Below are 16,341 nucleotides of genomic sequence, written 5' to 3' on the forward strand. Positions count from 1 at the left end.
AAATATTTTGAATTAGTTTCGCAAAACTCTTAATAATTTGTTAACTTTCCTAATAAATAAAAATCTTTTTTTGGTAAACTTTAAAATTTAACATTATAACATATGTTTACGATAGTGTTATATAATTGTATTTCTTGTTGATTTTCGACTCCATTGGTGAGAATAATTCGCAAAAATCCGCTTTTTGTTTGTATTCCTGTACCAATGCCAATTCCTATTAATTTCTTAATTTTTTGGGGATTTGAAATATTCGTGAGGTCTTGATATATAGCGTAATCCGCCACTGTATGTGCATATACGCTCTTTGAAAAGAGATATCGGTATTCTGTAAGAATTGATGATGAATAATTAGCTTGTAGACTGTTCTCTAAAAAACCGCGAATAGAGTTTATGCCACCAAACCTAAATAATTCGTTTGAAATATAATTTTTGCTCTTCAGGTAAAAGTTTTGAGAAGTTATATTGATGAAATTTTTATCATTTAACTCAAAATTGTATGCTGCATTTAGATTAATATTAAATTGATTGCTTGTTCCGGCTGTATTGATGTCGTTGTTTGTTTTTCGTTTTCCAAATCCTACAAGGAAATTTAGATAAGCTTTTCTTGAAAAAAAAGAGTTTTCGCTATCGTTTTTTTTATAATCTAAGCTAAGAGTTGTAAAAGTGTTTTTAAAGTCGCTGAGTGCTGAATTGTTTATGTTTTGGATGTCGCTGGATTCAGTTGACTGATGTCCGATATAGATTTTGGAATTGTAATTTAAGTAATAACCAAGATCAATTGCAGTTTTTGTATTTTGAAAAGTGCTGTCTTGTTTAAAAATGTTTAGTTGTGCTTTAACTCCTAATGAAGACTGGAATATGTAAGGCAGTTCAATTTTTGTATTAAAAGTGGTCTGCTGGTTTCCATCGTTTTTCCAGTACAATGAAAATTGCTCTCCGCTATGCAGTATATTCTGAAGCGTGATGTCAAGATAACCATTTAATCTGATTTTATCTTTGTCGTTATTTGAAAAACCGATATAACCGTCGAAGTTGTTGTTTTTTCTTTTTTCGACATAAGTATATATTTTAGTTGAATCTTTTGTTAGTAATATTTCCGGGTATTTTGTCTGGCTTACAAATTCAAAATTGTTTATGTCGTCGTAAAGTTGTTTGACGATATTCTGGTTGAATGTTTTATTTAGGTATTTTTTGTTAAGTTGTTTTAGGTGTGATTTTGGGAAAAAATCACTTTTTGACTCATTCGTGTAATTGAGGATAATGGAATTTAAGTTTCGTTTTTTTTCGGATTTAAAATTTAAGTCGGCATAAATTATTGAATTCTTTCTTTGAATGTTTTCTAGTTTTATTTTGCTTAGGGTGAAACCTCTGTTTTCTGCTTCGGTTATTCTTTTCGCTAAGAAGGTTTCTATTTCGTCATAAGGTATAATCAGGCTGTCATTTTTGAATTTTTCAGAATTAGGAAAAGAATTATTTCTACCTATATATATATGTATTTTTGTTATTCTGTTTTTTAGGTTAATAATCGTGCGATATGTAGAGTCATTTATTTTTAAAGTTTGGGTTATTTCATGATCTAAAAAACCTTTTTTGGATAGTTTTTCTGAAGTATTTTTGATCTCGTTTGTTAGAGATTTTATGTTGGGATGAATTTGAAGATAATTTAATGAGTCTATGATTTTATTTTCAATTTCACTTGATCCGCTGATATTCAAATAAAAAGATTGTGTATAGCCTGAAAAGCTTATAAGTAAAAAAAATAATGACTGAAAAAACTTTTTCAAGGGTAGAGGGTTTTGTGGTAATTAAATGAATTGCAAATATCTAATGTTTGTTTCTAAAAACATACATGATAAATAATGTTGTTGAAAATTAATAGATTAACGTTTGTATAGTGAAATTTATTTTATACATTTGCAACCCCGTAAAAAGCGGGAATTTAATATCATATTAATTTTTAGTATTAATTATGCCAACAATTCAACAATTAGTAAGAACAGGAAGAACTCAGATCACTAAGAAGAGTAAATCGGTTGCTTTAGATTCTTGTCCTCAAAGAAGAGGGGTTTGTACGCGTGTTTACACTACTACACCAAAAAAACCAAACTCTGCAATGCGTAAAGTTGCGCGTGTACGTTTGACAAATGGTAATGAGGTGAATGCTTACATCCCTGGAGAAGGACACAATCTACAAGAGCACTCGATAGTATTAGTGAGAGGCGGAAGGGTAAAAGATTTACCAGGTGTTAGATATCATATCGTTCGTGGAGCGCTTGACACATCAGGTGTTGCAGGAAGAACGCAAAGAAGATCTAAGTACGGTGCTAAACGCCCAAAAGAAGCAAAAAAGTAATTTAAAAACTTTTAAGAAAAAGACATGAGAAAAAGAGCGGCAAAGAAAAGACCACTTTTACCGGATCCTAGGTTTAACGACCAATTAGTAACACGTTTTGTGAATAACTTAATGTGGGATGGTAAGAAATCTACAGCTTTTAAAGTATTTTATGATGCTATTGATATCATTGAAACTAAAAAGCAAAATGATGAAAAAACTTCATTAGAAATTTGGAAAGATGCTTTAACAAACGTTATGCCTCACGTAGAAGTACGTAGCCGTAGAGTAGGTGGAGCTACATTTCAAATCCCAATGCAGATTCGTCCGGACAGAAAAATTTCTATGGCTATGAAGTGGTTAATACTTTATGCTAGAAGAAGAAACGAAAAATCTATGGCACAACGTTTAGCATCAGAGTGTTTAGCTGCTGCTAAAGAAGAAGGTGCTGCGGTTAAGAAAAGAATGGATACTCACAAAATGGCAGAGGCTAATAAAGCATTCTCTCACTTTAGATTTTAATTCGTAAAGAAATGGCTAGAGATTTAAAATATACAAGAAATATCGGGATTGCTGCTCACATTGATGCTGGTAAAACAACAACTACTGAGCGTATTCTTTTTTATACTGGAAAATCACACAAAATTGGTGAGGTGCACGATGGTGCTGCTACAATGGACTGGATGGCGCAAGAGCAAGAAAGAGGTATTACAATTACTTCTGCTGCTACAACTTGTACCTGGAACTTTCCAACTGAGCAAGGAAAAGTTATTCCTCAATCATTACCTTACCACTTTAATATTATTGATACTCCTGGACACGTTGACTTTACTGTAGAGGTAAATCGTTCTTTACGTGTACTTGATGGTTTGGTTTTCTTATTTAGTGCTGTTGATGGTGTTGAGCCTCAGTCAGAAACTAACTGGAGACTTGCTGATCAATATAGAGTTCCTCGTATGGGATTCGTAAACAAAATGGACCGTCAAGGTGCTAACTTTTTAGCTGTATGCGGACAGGTTAAAGATATGTTGAAATCGAACGCGGTTGCAATTACTTTGCCTATTGGTGATGAAGCAGATTTTAAAGGTATTGTTGACTTAGTGAAAAATCAAGCTATTGTATGGCATGATGAAACTCAAGGAGCTACTTTTGATATTGTTGATATCCCGGCTGATATGGTTGATGATGTGAAGCATTATCGTTCTATTCTTATCGAAGAGATTGCAACTTATGATGAAAATCTTTTAGATAAGTATATGGAGGATGAGAACTCTATTACTGAAGAAGAAATCAATAACGCTTTAAGAGCGGCTACTATTGATATGGCGATCATTCCAATGCTTGCTGGTTCTTCTTTCAAAAATAAAGGGGTTCAATTTATGTTAGATGCTGTTTGTAAGTATTTACCATCTCCATTAGATAAAGAAGGTATTGAAGGAATTCATCCTGATGATGCTGATTTGTTAGAAGAAGATCAAAAGAAAATCTTACGTAGACCAGATGTAAAAGAGCCGTTCGCAGCTTTAGCATTTAAAATTGCTACTGACCCATTCGTAGGTCGTTTAGCTTTCTTCCGTGCTTATTCTGGACGTTTAGATGCTGGTTCTTATGTTTTAAATACTCGTTCTGGTAATAAAGAGAGAATCTCTCGTATCTACCAAATGCACGCAAACAAACAAAATCCAATCGAATTTATTGAGGCTGGAGATATTGGGGCTGCTGTAGGATTTAAGGATATTAAAACTGGAGATACACTTTCTGATGAGAAGAATCCAATTATCTTGGAATCTATGAAATTCCCAGATCCTGTAATTGGTATCGCTATTGAGCCAAAAACTAAAGCTGACGTTGATAAAATGGGTATGGCTTTAGCAAAATTAGCTGAAGAGGATCCAACATTTACAGTTAGAACTGATGAGGCTTCTGGTCAAACAATTATCTCGGGTATGGGTGAGCTTCACTTAGATATCTTAGTTGATCGTATGAAACGTGAATTTAAAGTAGAGGTAAATCAAGGTGAGCCTCAGGTTGAATATAAAGAAGCGTTTACAAGATCTGCTCAACATAGAGAAACTTACAAAAAACAATCTGGAGGTCGTGGTAAATTCGGTGATATCGTATTTAGAATCGAGCCTGCTGATGAAGTTGATGGAAAAGTTCCTGTTGGATTACAGTTTGTGAATGAAGTAAAAGGAGGTAACGTTCCTAAAGAGTATGTTCCTGCGGTTGAAAAAGGTTTCCGTGAAGCTATGAAAACTGGGCCTTTAGCTGGATATGCTGTTGATAGTTTAAAGGTTACTTTATTGGATGGATCTTTCCACCCTGTGGATTCTGATGCTCTTTCTTTTGAATTAGCGGCGAGAATGGGTTATAAAGAGTCTGGTAAAGCTGCTGGAGCTGTTATCTTAGAGCCAATCATGAAAATCGAAGTTATTACTCCAGAAGAAAACATGGGTGATATCGTAGGTGACTTGAACCGTCGTAGAGGTCAGGTTAATGATATGGGTGATAGAAACGGAGCGAAAACTATTAAAGCAGATGTGCCGTTAGCTGAGATGTTTGGTTATGTTACTACATTAAGAACATTATCATCTGGTAGAGCAACATCTACAATGGAGTTTTCTCATTATGCAGAAACACCTTCTAACATTTCAGAAGAGGTAATCAAAAAAGCAAAAGGTAACGCTTAATTTTAAGGAAAATGAGTCAAAAAATCAGAATAAAACTAAAATCTTACGATCACATGTTGGTAGATAAATCTGCTGAAAAGATCGTAAAAACAGTAAAAACTACTGGAGCGGTTGTAACAGGTCCAATCCCGTTGCCAACTCACAAAAAACTTTTCACTGTATTGCGTTCTCCGCATGTTAATAAAAAAGCGAGAGAGCAATTTGAAGTAATGTCATACAAGAGATTGATTGATATTTATTCATCTTCATCTAAAACTATTGATGCTTTAATGAAACTTGAATTGCCAAGTGGAGTTGAAGTAGAGATTAAAGTATAATTTTATTATATTTTTTATATAAAAAGCGAGTCAGAAATGTCTCGCTTTTTTTTGTTTCTAAATTGAGGTTTTTTGTGTGATTTTAAGAGGTTTTAAGTTTGATGTTTTTTTTGTAAATTTTTGGGAAACCCTTTGTTTTAAAGCTATTGGCGTGGTTTTTATTGTTTTTGTGTTGGTAAATTGTTAAGAATAGGTCGGTTGCAAATGGATAAAAGAGTTTGGAAAATTGTATTAGAAAAAGTTGTTTTTGATGCTGGTTTGAAGCTTGGATTTTGATTATGAGCGATTTAATTTTTGTAACTGTTTGGTATATTCAATTTTAATGTCTACTTTTGCACTCCCTGTTTGGAAATTTCTGTTATTTTCAAATTGAAGGGAATTTTAGTAATTAATAATTAATATTTATGTCTGGGTTAATTGGTAAAAAAATCGGCATGACTAGTATTTTCGACGAAAACGGGAAAAACATTCCTTGTACAGTAATCGAAGCTGGACCATGTGTTGTTACCCAAGTCAGAACCAACGAGGTTGACGGGTATGAAGCGTTGCAACTTGGTTTCGATGACAAAAACGAGAAACATTCCACTAAAGCTGCTTTAGGGCACTTTAAAAAAGCTGGAACTGTTGCTAAGAAAAAAGTCGTTGAATTTCAAGATTTTGCAACTGAACAAAAATTAGGAGATCTTATCGATGTTTCTATTTTTGAAGAAGGAGAGTTTGTAGATGTACAAGGTGTTTCTAAAGGTAAAGGTTTTCAGGGTGTTGTTAAACGTCACGGTTTTGGTGGGGTTGGACAAGCTACTCATGGTCAGCACAACCGTTTAAGAGCGCCAGGTTCTGTAGGAGCTTCTTCTTATCCATCTAGAGTATTCAAAGGAATGCGTATGGCTGGAAGAATGGGAGGAGATAATGTAAAAGTTCAAAACCTTAGAGTTTTAAAAGTAGTTGCTGAAAAGAATCTACTTGTTGTTAAAGGGTGTATTCCTGGTCACAAAAACTCTTACGTAATCATTCAGAAGTAATGGAAGTAAAAGTATTAGATTTCAACGGAAAAGATACTGGTAGAAAAGTTCAACTTTCTGATTCAGTATTCGCAATTGAGCCAAACAATCACGCAGTATATCTTGATGTTAAGCAATATCTTGCTAATCAAAGACAAGGTACTCACAAAGCTAAAGAAAGAGCTGAAGTAACTGGAAGTACGCGTAAGATTAAAAAACAAAAAGGTACGGGTACGGCTCGTGCGGGAAGTGTTAAAAATCCTTTATTTAAAGGAGGAGGAACAGTTTTCGGGCCAAGACCAAGAAGTTATTCATTTAAATTGAATAAAAACTTAAAAAGATTGGCTAGAAAATCAGCTTTCTCAATCAAAGCAAAAGAGTCGAACATTATCGTTCTTGAAGACTTTAATTTTGAAGCGCCAAACACTAAAAATTTCATTAACGTTTTGAAAGCTTTAGGGTTAGAAAATAAAAAATCTCTATTTGTATTGGGTGAGTCAAATAAAAATGTATATTTGTCGTCACGTAATTTAAAGGCTTCTAATGTCGTAACTAGCTCGGAATTAAGCACTTACGCAATATTAAACACTAATAATTTAGTGCTTTTGGAGGGTTCTTTAGAGTTAATTGAAGAAAATTTAAGTAAATAATAGGAGTATGAGTATCATAATTAGACCTATAGTAACTGAAAAAGTAACCAAAGAAAGTGAAGTTCTTAACCGCTTCGGGTTCGTTGTTGACAAAAAAGCAAACAAAGTTCAAATTAAGAAAGCTGTTGAGGCTGCTTATGGAGTAACTATTGTTTCTGTTAACACAATGAATGTGAGACCAGACAGATCTACTAAATACACTAAAAGTGGTTTAATCAGTGGAAAGACAAATGCAATTAAAAAAGCAATTGTTCAAGTACAAGAAGGAGAAACAATTGATTTTTACAACAATATCTAAGATAGAAAAATGTCAGTAAGAAAATTAAAACCTATTACCCCGGGTCAGCGATTTAGAGTTGTGAATGGTTATGACGCTATTACAACTGATAAGCCGGAACGCTCTTTGATAGCGCCGATAAAAAACTCAGGAGGTAGAAATAGTCAAGGAAAGATGACCATGCGTTATACGGGTGGTGGTCACAAGCAGAGATATCGTATTATTGATTTCAAAAGAACTAAAGATGGAATTCCAGCTACAGTGAAATCAATCGAATACGATCCAAATCGAACTGCGTTTATCGCTTTGTTAGCTTATGCTGATGGAGAGAAAACTTATATTATCGCTCAAAACGGATTGAAAGTTGGTCAGAAATTAGTTTCTGGACCAGAATCTCAACCAGAGATTGGTAATACTTTACCTTTAAGCAGAATTCCTCTTGGAACTGTTATATCTTGTATTGAGTTACGTCCAGGACAAGGAGCTGTTATTGCTCGTTCAGCTGGAACTTTTGCTCAGTTAATGGCAAGAGACGGGAAATATGCTACAATTAAAATGCCATCTGGAGAAACAAGATTAATCTTGTTAACTTGTTCGGCTACAATTGGAGCTGTTTCTAACTCTGACCACCAATTAGTTGTATCTGGAAAAGCAGGTAGAACAAGATGGTTAGGAAGAAGACCTAGAACTAGACCAGTAGCGATGAACCCAGTTGATCACCCTATGGGAGGTGGTGAAGGACGTTCTTCTGGAGGGCACCCACGTTCAAGAAACGGATTGCCAGCTAAAGGTTACAGAACTCGTTCTAAGAAAAACCCGAGTAACAAGTATATCGTAGAACGTAGAAAGAAATAATAAGATATGGCACGTTCATTAAAAAAAGGACCTTTCGTTCATTATAAATTAGACAAGAAAGTTCAAGAAAACGTAGAAAGTGGTAAGAATAGTGTAGTTAAGACTTGGTCTAGAGCTTCTATGATTACTCCGGATTTCGTTGGACAGACTATCGCAGTTCATAACGGTCGTCAATTTGTACCAGTTTACGTAACAGAAAACATGGTAGGTCACAAATTAGGAGAGTTTTCACCAACTAGATCTTTTAGAGGTCATGCTGGAGCAAAAAATAAAGGTAAAAAATAAAAGAAGCAATGGGAGTTCGTAAAAGAGAAACAGCAGATGCGAGAAAAGAGGCTAATAAGTCTATCGCTTTCGCAAAATTGAATAACTGCCCTACTTCACCTAGAAAAATGCGCTTAGTAGCGGACTTGGTAAGAGGTCAGAAGGTAGAAAGAGCACTTAACATTTTAAGATTCAGTTCTAAAGAAGCTTCAAGAAAATTAGAAAAACTATTATTATCTGCAATCAATAACTGGGAGCAAAAAAATAGTGAAGGTAATTTAGAAGAAGCTGGATTATTTGTTAAAGAGATCAGAGTAGATGGTGGAATGATGTTAAAAAGACTTCGTCCAGCTCCACAAGGTCGTGCACACAGAATAAGAAAACGTTCTAATCACGTAACAATCGTGCTTGGAGCTATCAATAACACACAAAGCAATTCTTAAGCAGCATGGGACAAAAGACAAATCCAATTGGAAATAGACTTGGTATCATCAGAGGATGGGACTCAAACTGGTATGGTGGAAATGATTACGGCGATAAATTAGCTGAGGATCACAAAATCAGAAAGTATATCCACGCTCGTTTATCAAAAGCTAGTGTATCTAAAGTAATCATCGAGAGAACTTTAAAGCTTGTAACCGTTACTATCACTACTGCTAGACCTGGTATTATTATCGGAAAAGGCGGACAAGAGGTAGACAAGTTAAAAGAGGAACTTAAGAAAGTTACTGATAAAGAGGTTCAAATTAACATCTTTGAAATTAAAAGACCTGAGTTAGATGCTTATCTTGTGGCGACAAGCATCGCTCGTCAAATCGAAAGCCGTATTTCTTACAGACGTGCAATCAAAATGGCTATTGCTGCTTCTATGCGTATGAACGCTGAAGGTATCAAAGTTTTGATTTCTGGTCGTTTGAATGGAGCTGAGATGGCACGTTCTGAAGGTTTCAAAGAAGGTAGAATTCCTCTATCAACTTTCAGAGCTGATATTGATTATGCTTTGGCTGAAGCTCACACTACTTACGGTAGAATGGGTATCAAAGTATGGATCATGAAAGGTGAAGTTTATGGAAAGAGAGATCTTTCTCCACTTGCTGGAATGGATAAAAAACAATCTGGTACTGGCGGTGGTAAAGGTGGAGATGCCCCTAGAGGTAAATCTAACTTTAATAAAGGTGGAAAACCAGACGCTCGTAAAAGAAAGTAAATTTTTAAACTAAAGAAAAATGTTACAGCCTAAAAGAACAAAATACCGTAAGGTACAAAAAGGTAGAATGAAGGGTAACTCTCAAAGAGGGCATGAACTTTCAAATGGAATGTTTGGTATTAAATCTGTGCATGAAGATGGAATGTTCTTAACTTCACGTCAAATCGAAGCTGCGCGTATCGCTGCAACTCGTTACATGAAGAGAGAAGGACAATTGTGGATTAAAATTTTTCCAGACAAACCTATCACTAAGAAACCTCTTGAAGTACGTATGGGTAAAGGTAAAGGAGCAGTTGAATATTGGGCTGCTGTTGTTAAACCAGGAAGAATTATGTTTGAAGTTGGAGGGGTTCCATTGTCAGTTGCAAAAGAGGCTTTACGTCTTGCAGCTCAAAAACTTCCAGTAAAAACTAAGTTCGTCGTTGCTAGAGATTTCGAAGCATAATTTATATTTATTATGAAACAATCAGAAATAAAAGATCTTTCTGCAGCGGAGTTGCAAGAAAAGCTTAGTCAAACTAAGAAAGTATATGCTGACCTAAAAATGGCTCACGCTATTTCTCCAATTGCTAACCCACTTCAAATTAGAAGCGTTAGAAGAACAGTTGCTAGATTAGCTACAGAGTTAACTAAAAGAGAGTTACAATAATTGTATTCTGCTGAAAGATGGAAGAAAAAAGAAATTTAAGAAAAGAAAGAATAGGTGTTGTTACTTCAAATAAGATGGATAAATCTATCGTTATTTCAGAAGTAAGAAAAGTAAAACACCCATTATACGGTAAGTTCGTGTTAAAAACTAAGAAATATGTTGCACACGACGAAACAAACGACTGTAACATTGGAGATACTGTAAGAATTAGCGAAACGCGTCCTTTAAGTAAAACAAAATGTTGGAGATTAGTTGAAATCTTAGAAAGAGCTAAATAATTATGGTACAACAAGAATCAAGACTAAAAGTAGCAGATAACACGGGAGCTAAAGAAGTTTTAACTATTCGTGTTTTAGGAGGTACTAAAAGAAGATATGCCTCTGTTGGTGACAAAATTGTAGTTTCTATCAAAGATGCAACTCCAAACGGGAACGTTAAAAAAGGAGCTGTTTCAACTGCAGTTGTTGTACGTACTAAAAAAGAAGTGAGAAGAGCTGATGGTTCTTATATCCGTTTCGATGACAATGCGTGTGTTCTTTTGAATGCAGCAGGAGAAATGAGAGGAACTCGTGTTTTTGGTCCGGTAGCAAGAGAACTTCGTGAAAAACAATTCATGAAAATTGTATCATTAGCACCAGAAGTGCTTTAATTCGTTTTAAGATGATAAAGCTAAAAATAAAATCAGGAGATATCGTAAGAGTTATTGCTGGAGACCATAAAGGTGCTGAAGGTAAAGTTTTACGTGTTTACCGTGAAAAAAACAAAGCGATCGTTGAAGGTGTAAACCTGGTTTCAAAACATACTAAACCAAGTGCTAAAAACCCTCAAGGTGGTATCGTTAAGAAAGAGGCTTCTATTCAAATTTCTAACATTGCTTTAATTGATCCTAAAACTAAGGAAACAACTAGAGTAGGTATTAGAGTAGAAGGAGATAAGAAAGTAAGATTTTCAAAAAAATCTAATCAAGTACTATAGTAATGGCATATACACCTAGACTAAAAGAAGAATATAAGAGTAGAGTAATCTCTGCTCTTAAAGAAGAGTTCGGATATACAAACGTAATGCAAGTTCCTAAACTTGAAAAAATCGTTTTGAGCCGTGGAGTTGGTGCAGCTGTATCTGATAAAAAACTTATTGACTATGCAGTTGATGAGTTAACTAAGATCACTGGACAAAAAGCAGTATCTACAATTTCTAAGAAAGACGTTGCGTCTTTCAAATTAAGAAAAGGGATGCCTATTGGAGCAAAAGTTACTTTACGTGGAGAAAGAATGTATGAGTTTTTAGATAGACTTATCACTTCTGCTTTACCACGTGTTAGAGATTTTAGTGGTATTAAAGCTACTGGTTTCGACGGAAGAGGTAACTACAATCTTGGAGTTTTAGAGCAAATCATTTTCCCAGAAATTGATATTGACAAAGTAAACAAAATTTCAGGAATGGATATTACATTTGTTACTACTGCAAAGACAGACAAGGAAGCAAAGTCATTATTGGCTGAATTAGGATTACCTTTTAAAAAGAATTAAGACATGGCTAAAGAATCAATGAAAGCCCGCGAGGTGAAAAGAGAGAAAACGGTAGCTAAGTATGCTGAAAAGAGAAAAGCTTTATTAGAAGCTGGAGACTATGAAGGTTTACAAAGATTACCAAAAAATGCTTCACCTGTTCGTTTACACAATCGTTGCAAATTAACTGGAAGACCAAGAGGTTATATCCGTCAATTCGGAATCTCTCGTGTAACTTTCCGTGAAATGGCTAACAATGGATTAATTCCAGGTGTGAAAAAAGCCAGCTGGTAATTTAAAAAGTTTATAAATTGATTAAAGGTTCAGGAAGCGGGTGCTTCCTGAAAACCATAATCGCAATCAAATACATATGTATACAGATCCTATTGCAGATTATTTGACTAGAGTTCGTAACGCTGTGGCTGCAAACCACAAAGTTGTTGAAATTCCAGCTTCTAATCTTAAAAAAGAAATAACTAAGATCTTATTTGATCAAGGTTATATCTTAAGTTACAAATTTGAGCAGAACACAGTTCAAGGTTCTATCAAAATTGCTTTAAAGTATGATAAAGATACTAAAGAGCCTGTAATTAAAGATATCCAAAGAATTAGTAAACCTGGTTTACGTAAGTACGCAGGTGCTGCCAAATTACCAAGAATCCTTAACGGATTAGGAATTGCTATTGTTTCTACATCAAAAGGTTTGATGACAGGAAAACAAGCTAAGCAGTTAAATGTAGGTGGTGAAGTAATTTGTTACGTATACTAATTTTAAACACTAGATAAGATGTCAAGAATAGGTAAAAGCCCAATTGTAATCCCTGCTGGTGTAACTGTAGAAGTTAAAGACGGTATTATTACAGTAAAAGGAAAAAAAGGTCAACTAGTTCAGGAGTTTTCGGACGTAAATGTAACTGTTGAAGGCGATCAGGTTTTAGTAGAAAGATCGTCTGATCATAAAGACCATAGAGCAAAACACGGATTATTCAGATCTTTGATCAGTAATATGGTTGTTGGTGTATCTGAAGGTTTCACAAAAGAACTAGAATTAGTTGGAGTTGGTTATAGAGCTTCAAACCAAGGTCAAAAATTAGATTTAGCTCTTGGATATTCTCACAATATTGTTTTAGAAATTGCTCCAGAAGTAGCTTTAGAAACAATATCTGAAAAAGGTAAGAACCCAATCGTAAAATTAACATCATTTGATAAACAACTTTTAGGACAAGTTGCTGCGAAAATCAGAGGTTTCCGTAAGCCAGAGCCATATAAAGGAAAAGGTGTTAAATTTGTGGGTGAAGTATTAAGAAGAAAAGCAGGTAAATCAGCTTAAAATATAAGATTATGTCATTAACAAAATCTGAAAGAAGACAGAGAATTAAATTCAGAATTAGAAAAACAATTAGTGGTTCTGCTGCTAAACCAAGACTATCTGTATTTAGAAGTAACAAAGAAATTTACGCTCAACTTATTGATGATGTAAATGGAGTTACTATATTAGCTGCATCTTCAAGAGAAAAAGAAATAGCAAAAGGTACTAACGTTGAAATCGCTGCTGCTGTTGGAAAACTAGTTGCAGAAAAAGCGTTAAAAGCTGGGATCGATACCATCACTTTTGATAGAGGTGGATATTTATATCACGGTCGTATTAAATCATTAGCAGAAGGCGCAAGAGCCGCTGGACTTAAATTCTAATATATTATGTCTAAATACAAAAATGTAGAATTGGTAAAACCTAGTGGTCTTGAACTTAAAGATCGTCTGGTTAGTGTAAATCGTGTTACTAAAGTTACAAAAGGAGGTAGAGCTTTCGGTTTTTCTGCTATTGTAGTTGTAGGTGATGAAAATGGAGTAGTTGGTCACGGATTAGGAAAATCAAAAGACGTTTCTGAAGCAATTGCGAAAGCAGTAGAAGATGCTAAGAAAAACTTAGTGAGAATTCCTTTAAATGGCCAGTCAGTTCCTCACGAACAAAAAGGAAAATTTGGTGGTGCACGTGTATTCTTAATTCCTGCTTCTCATGGTACAGGAGTTATTGCTGGTGGAGCTGTTCGTTCAGTTCTTGAATCAGTAGGTATTCACGACGTATTATCTAAATCTCAAGGATCATCAAATCCTCATAACGTAGTTAAAGCAACTTTTGATGCTTTATTACAAATGAGAAGCGCTCATACTGTTGCAAAACAGAGAGGAGTTTCTTTAGAAAAAGTTTTTAAAGGTTAATCAAGGAAATTATGGCTAAATTATTAGTAAAACAAGTAAGAAGCAAGATCAACTGTCCTCTTTCTCAAAAGAGAGGTTTAGAAGCTTTAGGTCTACGTAAATTAGGACAAGTTGTGGAGCATGAGTCAAATCCTGCTATCCTTGGGATGATAAACAAAGTTAAACACTTAGTTTCTGTAGAAGAAGCTAAATAACAAATACTGTTATGAATTTAAGTAACTTACAGCCTGCTGAAGGATCAACGCACAATCAAAATAAAAGAGTAGGTAGAGGAGAAGGTTCTGGAAAAGGTGGTACTGCTGCACGTGGACACAAAGGAGCAAAATCTCGTTCTGGTTATTCTAAAAAGATTGGTTTTGAGGGTGGACAAATGCCACTTCAAAGACGTGTTCCTAAGTTCGGTTTCAAAAACATCAATCGTAAAGAATACGAAGGTGTTAATTTAGATACGCTTCAATTATTAGTAGACAATGGTGTGATTACTGATTCTGTTTCTATGACAGATTTCGTAGCAAATCGTCTAGCTTCAAAAAATGAAATCGTTAAGATTTTAGGTAGAGGTGAATTGAAAGCAAAATTAAAAGTAACTGCCCACAAATTTACTGCTACTGCAAAAGCTGCTATTGAAGCTGCTGGTGGTGAAGCTGTAACTATATAACTTATCTATTAAGATGAAGAAATTTATTGAATCACTAAGTAATGTTTGGAAAATCGAAGAACTGAAAAACAGAATCTTAATTACATTAGGATTGCTTTTAGTATATCGTTTTGGTGCACACGTTACGCTTCCTGGAATTGACGCAACTCAATTAACAGGTTTAGCGGGACAAACTAAAAATGGTTTAGGGTCAATCCTAGACATGTTTACTGGGGGTGCTTTCTCTAAAGCTTCAGTTTTTGCTTTAGGTATCATGCCTTATATTTCTGCATCTATTGTTGTTCAGTTAATGGGAATTGCTATTCCTTATTTGCAAAAGCTTCAAAATGATGGAGAAAGTGGTAGAAAAAAGATTAATCAAATCACTCGTTGGTTGACTATAGCTATTACACTGGTTCAAGGTCCAACTTATATCTATAATTTATACAGAACATTGCCTGGTAGTGCTTTTCTACTGGGCTTTAATTCACCTGAATTTTTGTTCTCGTCAGTTATCATCTTAGTTACAGGTACAATTTTTGCTATGTGGCTTGGTGAGAAGATTACAGATAAAGGTATTGGAAATGGAATTTCATTATTAATTATGGTTGGTATCCTGGCTCGTTTACCGCAAGCTTTTATTCAAGAGTTTACAACGAGAGTTACCAATAACAATGGAGGTCCAATGTTGTTAGTTATTGAAATTATTGTGTGGTTATTAGTTATTATTTCTTGTGTATTGCTTACTATGGCAGTACGTAGAATCCCGGTTCAATACGCTCGTCGTACAACAACTGGTGATTATGAGCAAGATTTAGCAGGTGGTAATAGACAATGGATTCCTCTTAAGCTTAATGCTTCTGGAGTTATGCCAATCATTTTTGCTCAGGCAATTATGTTTATCCCTGCAGCTGTAGCTGGACTGTCTAAGTCAGATACATCACAATCAATTGTTGGTGCATTTAGTAATATGTTTGGTTTCTGGTATAATTTTGTTTTTGCAACTTTAATTATTGTATTTACATTCTTTTATACTGCAATCACTGTACCTACTAACAAAATGGCTGATGATTTGAAAAGAAGCGGTGGTTTTATTCCAGGGGTTCGCCCAGGAGCAGAAACTTCTGATTTCTTAGATAAAGTGATGTCTTTAATAACTTTCCCAGGATCTTTATTCCTTGCTTTGATTGCTGTGTTCCCAGCTATTGTTGTAAGTATTATGGATGTACAACAATCTTGGGCAATGTTTTTTGGAGGTACCTCATTAATAATTATGGTTGGGGTTGCAATAGACACTATTCAACAAATCAATTCATATTTGTTAAACAAACATTATGATGGTTTAATGAAGACTGGTAAAAATAGAAAAGCAGTAGCTTAATATATTTATGGCAAAACAATCAGCAATAGAACAAGACGGATCAATTATTGAGGCATTATCAAATGCTATGTTCCGTGTGGAGTTAGAAAATGGACATATTGTAATTGCTCATATTTCTGGAAAGATGCGAATGCATTATATCAAATTATTACCTGGTGATAAAGTGAAATTGGAAATGAGCCCTTACGACTTGTCAAAAGCAAGAATTACTTATCGATATTAAAAGATATTCAGTATGAAAGTTAGAGCATCAGTAAAAAAGAGAAGTGCCGAGTGCATTATCGTGCGTAGAAAAGGAAGATTGTACGTGATAAACAAAAAGAATCCTAGATTTAAACAAAGACAAGGATAAT

28 protein-coding genes are annotated in these 16,341 nt (G+C 34.7%); 27 read left to right on the forward strand and 1 reads right to left on the reverse strand.

Features of this window, described 5'->3' with window-relative positions; genetic code table 11:
* Positions 1-80: 80 nt before the first annotated feature.
* Complete coding sequence (locus tag OZP11_RS17540) at positions 81-1,784, reverse strand: BamA/TamA family outer membrane protein (RefSeq protein WP_281231840.1); 1,704 nt, start codon at positions 1,782-1,784, stop codon at positions 81-83.
* A gap of 185 nt (positions 1,785-1,969) precedes the next feature.
* On the opposite strand from OZP11_RS17540, the gene rpsL reads away from it, so the two are divergent.
* The 27 genes from rpsL to ykgO all read left to right on the forward strand — a co-directional run bounded on the left by rpsL (position 1,970) and on the right by ykgO (position 16,340).
* The gene (rpsL, locus tag OZP11_RS17545; protein WP_007136570.1) at positions 1,970-2,353 is read left to right on the forward strand and encodes a 30S ribosomal protein S12; all 384 of its coding nucleotides are present in this window, start codon (positions 1,970-1,972) and stop codon (positions 2,351-2,353) included.
* 24 nt (positions 2,354-2,377) lie between these two features.
* Positions 2,378-2,854, forward strand: a complete 477-nt coding sequence (gene rpsG, locus OZP11_RS17550; protein ID WP_012022493.1) for a 30S ribosomal protein S7 — start codon at positions 2,378-2,380, stop codon at positions 2,852-2,854.
* Positions 2,855-2,865: 11 nt separating this feature from the next.
* The gene (fusA, locus tag OZP11_RS17555) at positions 2,866-5,022 is read left to right on the forward strand and encodes an elongation factor G (RefSeq protein WP_281231841.1); all 2,157 of its coding nucleotides are present in this window, start codon (positions 2,866-2,868) and stop codon (positions 5,020-5,022) included.
* 11 nt (positions 5,023-5,033) lie between these two features.
* Entirely contained in the window at positions 5,034-5,339 is a 306-nt protein-coding gene (rpsJ, locus tag OZP11_RS17560) for a 30S ribosomal protein S10 (RefSeq protein ID WP_007803605.1), read from the forward strand.
* Between the two features lie 404 nt (positions 5,340-5,743).
* On the forward strand, positions 5,744-6,361 hold the full coding sequence (gene rplC / locus OZP11_RS17565) for a 50S ribosomal protein L3 (RefSeq protein WP_012022491.1): 618 nt from the start codon (positions 5,744-5,746) through the stop codon (positions 6,359-6,361).
* Positions 6,361-6,990, forward strand: a complete 630-nt coding sequence (gene rplD, locus OZP11_RS17570) for a 50S ribosomal protein L4 (protein ID WP_012022490.1) — start codon at positions 6,361-6,363, stop codon at positions 6,988-6,990. The genes rplC and rplD overlap by 1 nt, the downstream gene beginning before the upstream one ends.
* A gap of 7 nt (positions 6,991-6,997) precedes the next feature.
* Positions 6,998-7,288 carry a 50S ribosomal protein L23 gene (rplW, locus tag OZP11_RS17575; protein WP_012022489.1) on the forward strand — a complete coding sequence of 97 codons (291 nt, stop codon included), beginning with the start codon at positions 6,998-7,000 and terminating at the stop codon, positions 7,286-7,288.
* Positions 7,289-7,297: 9 nt separating this feature from the next.
* Positions 7,298-8,122: a 50S ribosomal protein L2 gene (gene rplB / locus OZP11_RS17580; RefSeq protein ID WP_008464287.1), complete on the forward strand. Its 825-nt coding sequence runs from the start codon at positions 7,298-7,300 to the stop codon at positions 8,120-8,122.
* 6 nt (positions 8,123-8,128) lie between these two features.
* Complete coding sequence (gene rpsS, locus OZP11_RS17585) at positions 8,129-8,407, forward strand: 30S ribosomal protein S19 (RefSeq protein WP_012022488.1); 279 nt, start codon at positions 8,129-8,131, stop codon at positions 8,405-8,407.
* 8 nt (positions 8,408-8,415) lie between these two features.
* A complete protein-coding gene (rplV, locus tag OZP11_RS17590; protein ID WP_007803631.1) occupies positions 8,416-8,829 on the forward strand; it encodes a 50S ribosomal protein L22 in 414 nt (137 codons plus the stop codon).
* Between the two features lie 5 nt (positions 8,830-8,834).
* Entirely contained in the window at positions 8,835-9,593 is a 759-nt protein-coding gene (rpsC, locus tag OZP11_RS17595; RefSeq protein ID WP_012022487.1) for a 30S ribosomal protein S3, read from the forward strand.
* A gap of 19 nt (positions 9,594-9,612) precedes the next feature.
* Positions 9,613-10,038, forward strand: a complete 426-nt coding sequence (gene rplP / locus OZP11_RS17600; protein WP_008464295.1) for a 50S ribosomal protein L16 — start codon at positions 9,613-9,615, stop codon at positions 10,036-10,038.
* Between the two features lie 12 nt (positions 10,039-10,050).
* Positions 10,051-10,242: a 50S ribosomal protein L29 gene (gene rpmC / locus OZP11_RS17605; RefSeq protein WP_008464297.1), complete on the forward strand. Its 192-nt coding sequence runs from the start codon at positions 10,051-10,053 to the stop codon at positions 10,240-10,242.
* A gap of 17 nt (positions 10,243-10,259) precedes the next feature.
* Entirely contained in the window at positions 10,260-10,520 is a 261-nt protein-coding gene (gene rpsQ, locus OZP11_RS17610; protein ID WP_012022485.1) for a 30S ribosomal protein S17, read from the forward strand.
* A gap of 2 nt (positions 10,521-10,522) precedes the next feature.
* Complete coding sequence (gene rplN / locus OZP11_RS17615; RefSeq protein ID WP_007803649.1) at positions 10,523-10,891, forward strand: 50S ribosomal protein L14; 369 nt, start codon at positions 10,523-10,525, stop codon at positions 10,889-10,891.
* A gap of 11 nt (positions 10,892-10,902) precedes the next feature.
* Positions 10,903-11,217, forward strand: a complete 315-nt coding sequence (gene rplX, locus OZP11_RS17620) for a 50S ribosomal protein L24 (protein ID WP_008464300.1) — start codon at positions 10,903-10,905, stop codon at positions 11,215-11,217.
* 2 nt (positions 11,218-11,219) lie between these two features.
* Complete coding sequence (gene rplE / locus OZP11_RS17625) at positions 11,220-11,771, forward strand: 50S ribosomal protein L5 (RefSeq protein WP_017495015.1); 552 nt, start codon at positions 11,220-11,222, stop codon at positions 11,769-11,771.
* 3 nt (positions 11,772-11,774) lie between these two features.
* Positions 11,775-12,044 carry a 30S ribosomal protein S14 gene (gene rpsN, locus OZP11_RS17630; protein WP_008464305.1) on the forward strand — a complete coding sequence of 90 codons (270 nt, stop codon included), beginning with the start codon at positions 11,775-11,777 and terminating at the stop codon, positions 12,042-12,044.
* Positions 12,045-12,120: 76 nt separating this feature from the next.
* Complete coding sequence (rpsH, locus tag OZP11_RS17635) at positions 12,121-12,519, forward strand: 30S ribosomal protein S8 (RefSeq protein WP_008464306.1); 399 nt, start codon at positions 12,121-12,123, stop codon at positions 12,517-12,519.
* A gap of 18 nt (positions 12,520-12,537) precedes the next feature.
* Complete coding sequence (gene rplF / locus OZP11_RS17640; RefSeq protein ID WP_035650454.1) at positions 12,538-13,080, forward strand: 50S ribosomal protein L6; 543 nt, start codon at positions 12,538-12,540, stop codon at positions 13,078-13,080.
* A gap of 11 nt (positions 13,081-13,091) precedes the next feature.
* Positions 13,092-13,442 carry a 50S ribosomal protein L18 gene (gene rplR / locus OZP11_RS17645; RefSeq protein WP_012022482.1) on the forward strand — a complete coding sequence of 117 codons (351 nt, stop codon included), beginning with the start codon at positions 13,092-13,094 and terminating at the stop codon, positions 13,440-13,442.
* A 3-nt stretch (positions 13,443-13,445) separates the two neighbouring features.
* A complete protein-coding gene (rpsE, locus tag OZP11_RS17650; RefSeq protein WP_085949269.1) occupies positions 13,446-13,970 on the forward strand; it encodes a 30S ribosomal protein S5 in 525 nt (174 codons plus the stop codon).
* 11 nt (positions 13,971-13,981) lie between these two features.
* On the forward strand, positions 13,982-14,164 hold the full coding sequence (rpmD, locus tag OZP11_RS17655; RefSeq protein ID WP_012022481.1) for a 50S ribosomal protein L30: 183 nt from the start codon (positions 13,982-13,984) through the stop codon (positions 14,162-14,164).
* 11 nt (positions 14,165-14,175) lie between these two features.
* Positions 14,176-14,628, forward strand: coding sequence for a 50S ribosomal protein L15 (gene rplO, locus OZP11_RS17660; RefSeq protein WP_012022480.1), 453 nt, complete (start codon positions 14,176-14,178; stop codon positions 14,626-14,628).
* Positions 14,629-14,641: 13 nt separating this feature from the next.
* Positions 14,642-15,988, forward strand: a complete 1,347-nt coding sequence (gene secY, locus OZP11_RS17665; RefSeq protein ID WP_012022479.1) for a preprotein translocase subunit SecY — start codon at positions 14,642-14,644, stop codon at positions 15,986-15,988.
* 7 nt (positions 15,989-15,995) lie between these two features.
* Positions 15,996-16,211, forward strand: a complete 216-nt coding sequence (infA, locus tag OZP11_RS17670) for a translation initiation factor IF-1 (RefSeq protein ID WP_007136545.1) — start codon at positions 15,996-15,998, stop codon at positions 16,209-16,211.
* Positions 16,212-16,223: 12 nt separating this feature from the next.
* The gene (gene ykgO / locus OZP11_RS17675; RefSeq protein ID WP_002987490.1) at positions 16,224-16,340 is read left to right on the forward strand and encodes a type B 50S ribosomal protein L36; all 117 of its coding nucleotides are present in this window, start codon (positions 16,224-16,226) and stop codon (positions 16,338-16,340) included.
* The last annotated feature ends 1 nt before the right edge of the window (position 16,341 follow it).

Origin of the sequence: Flavobacterium gelatinilyticum, from assembly GCF_027111295.1 — a bacterium.
In the GTDB taxonomy this organism is placed as follows: Bacteria; Bacteroidota; Bacteroidia; order Flavobacteriales; family Flavobacteriaceae; genus Flavobacterium; species Flavobacterium gelatinilyticum.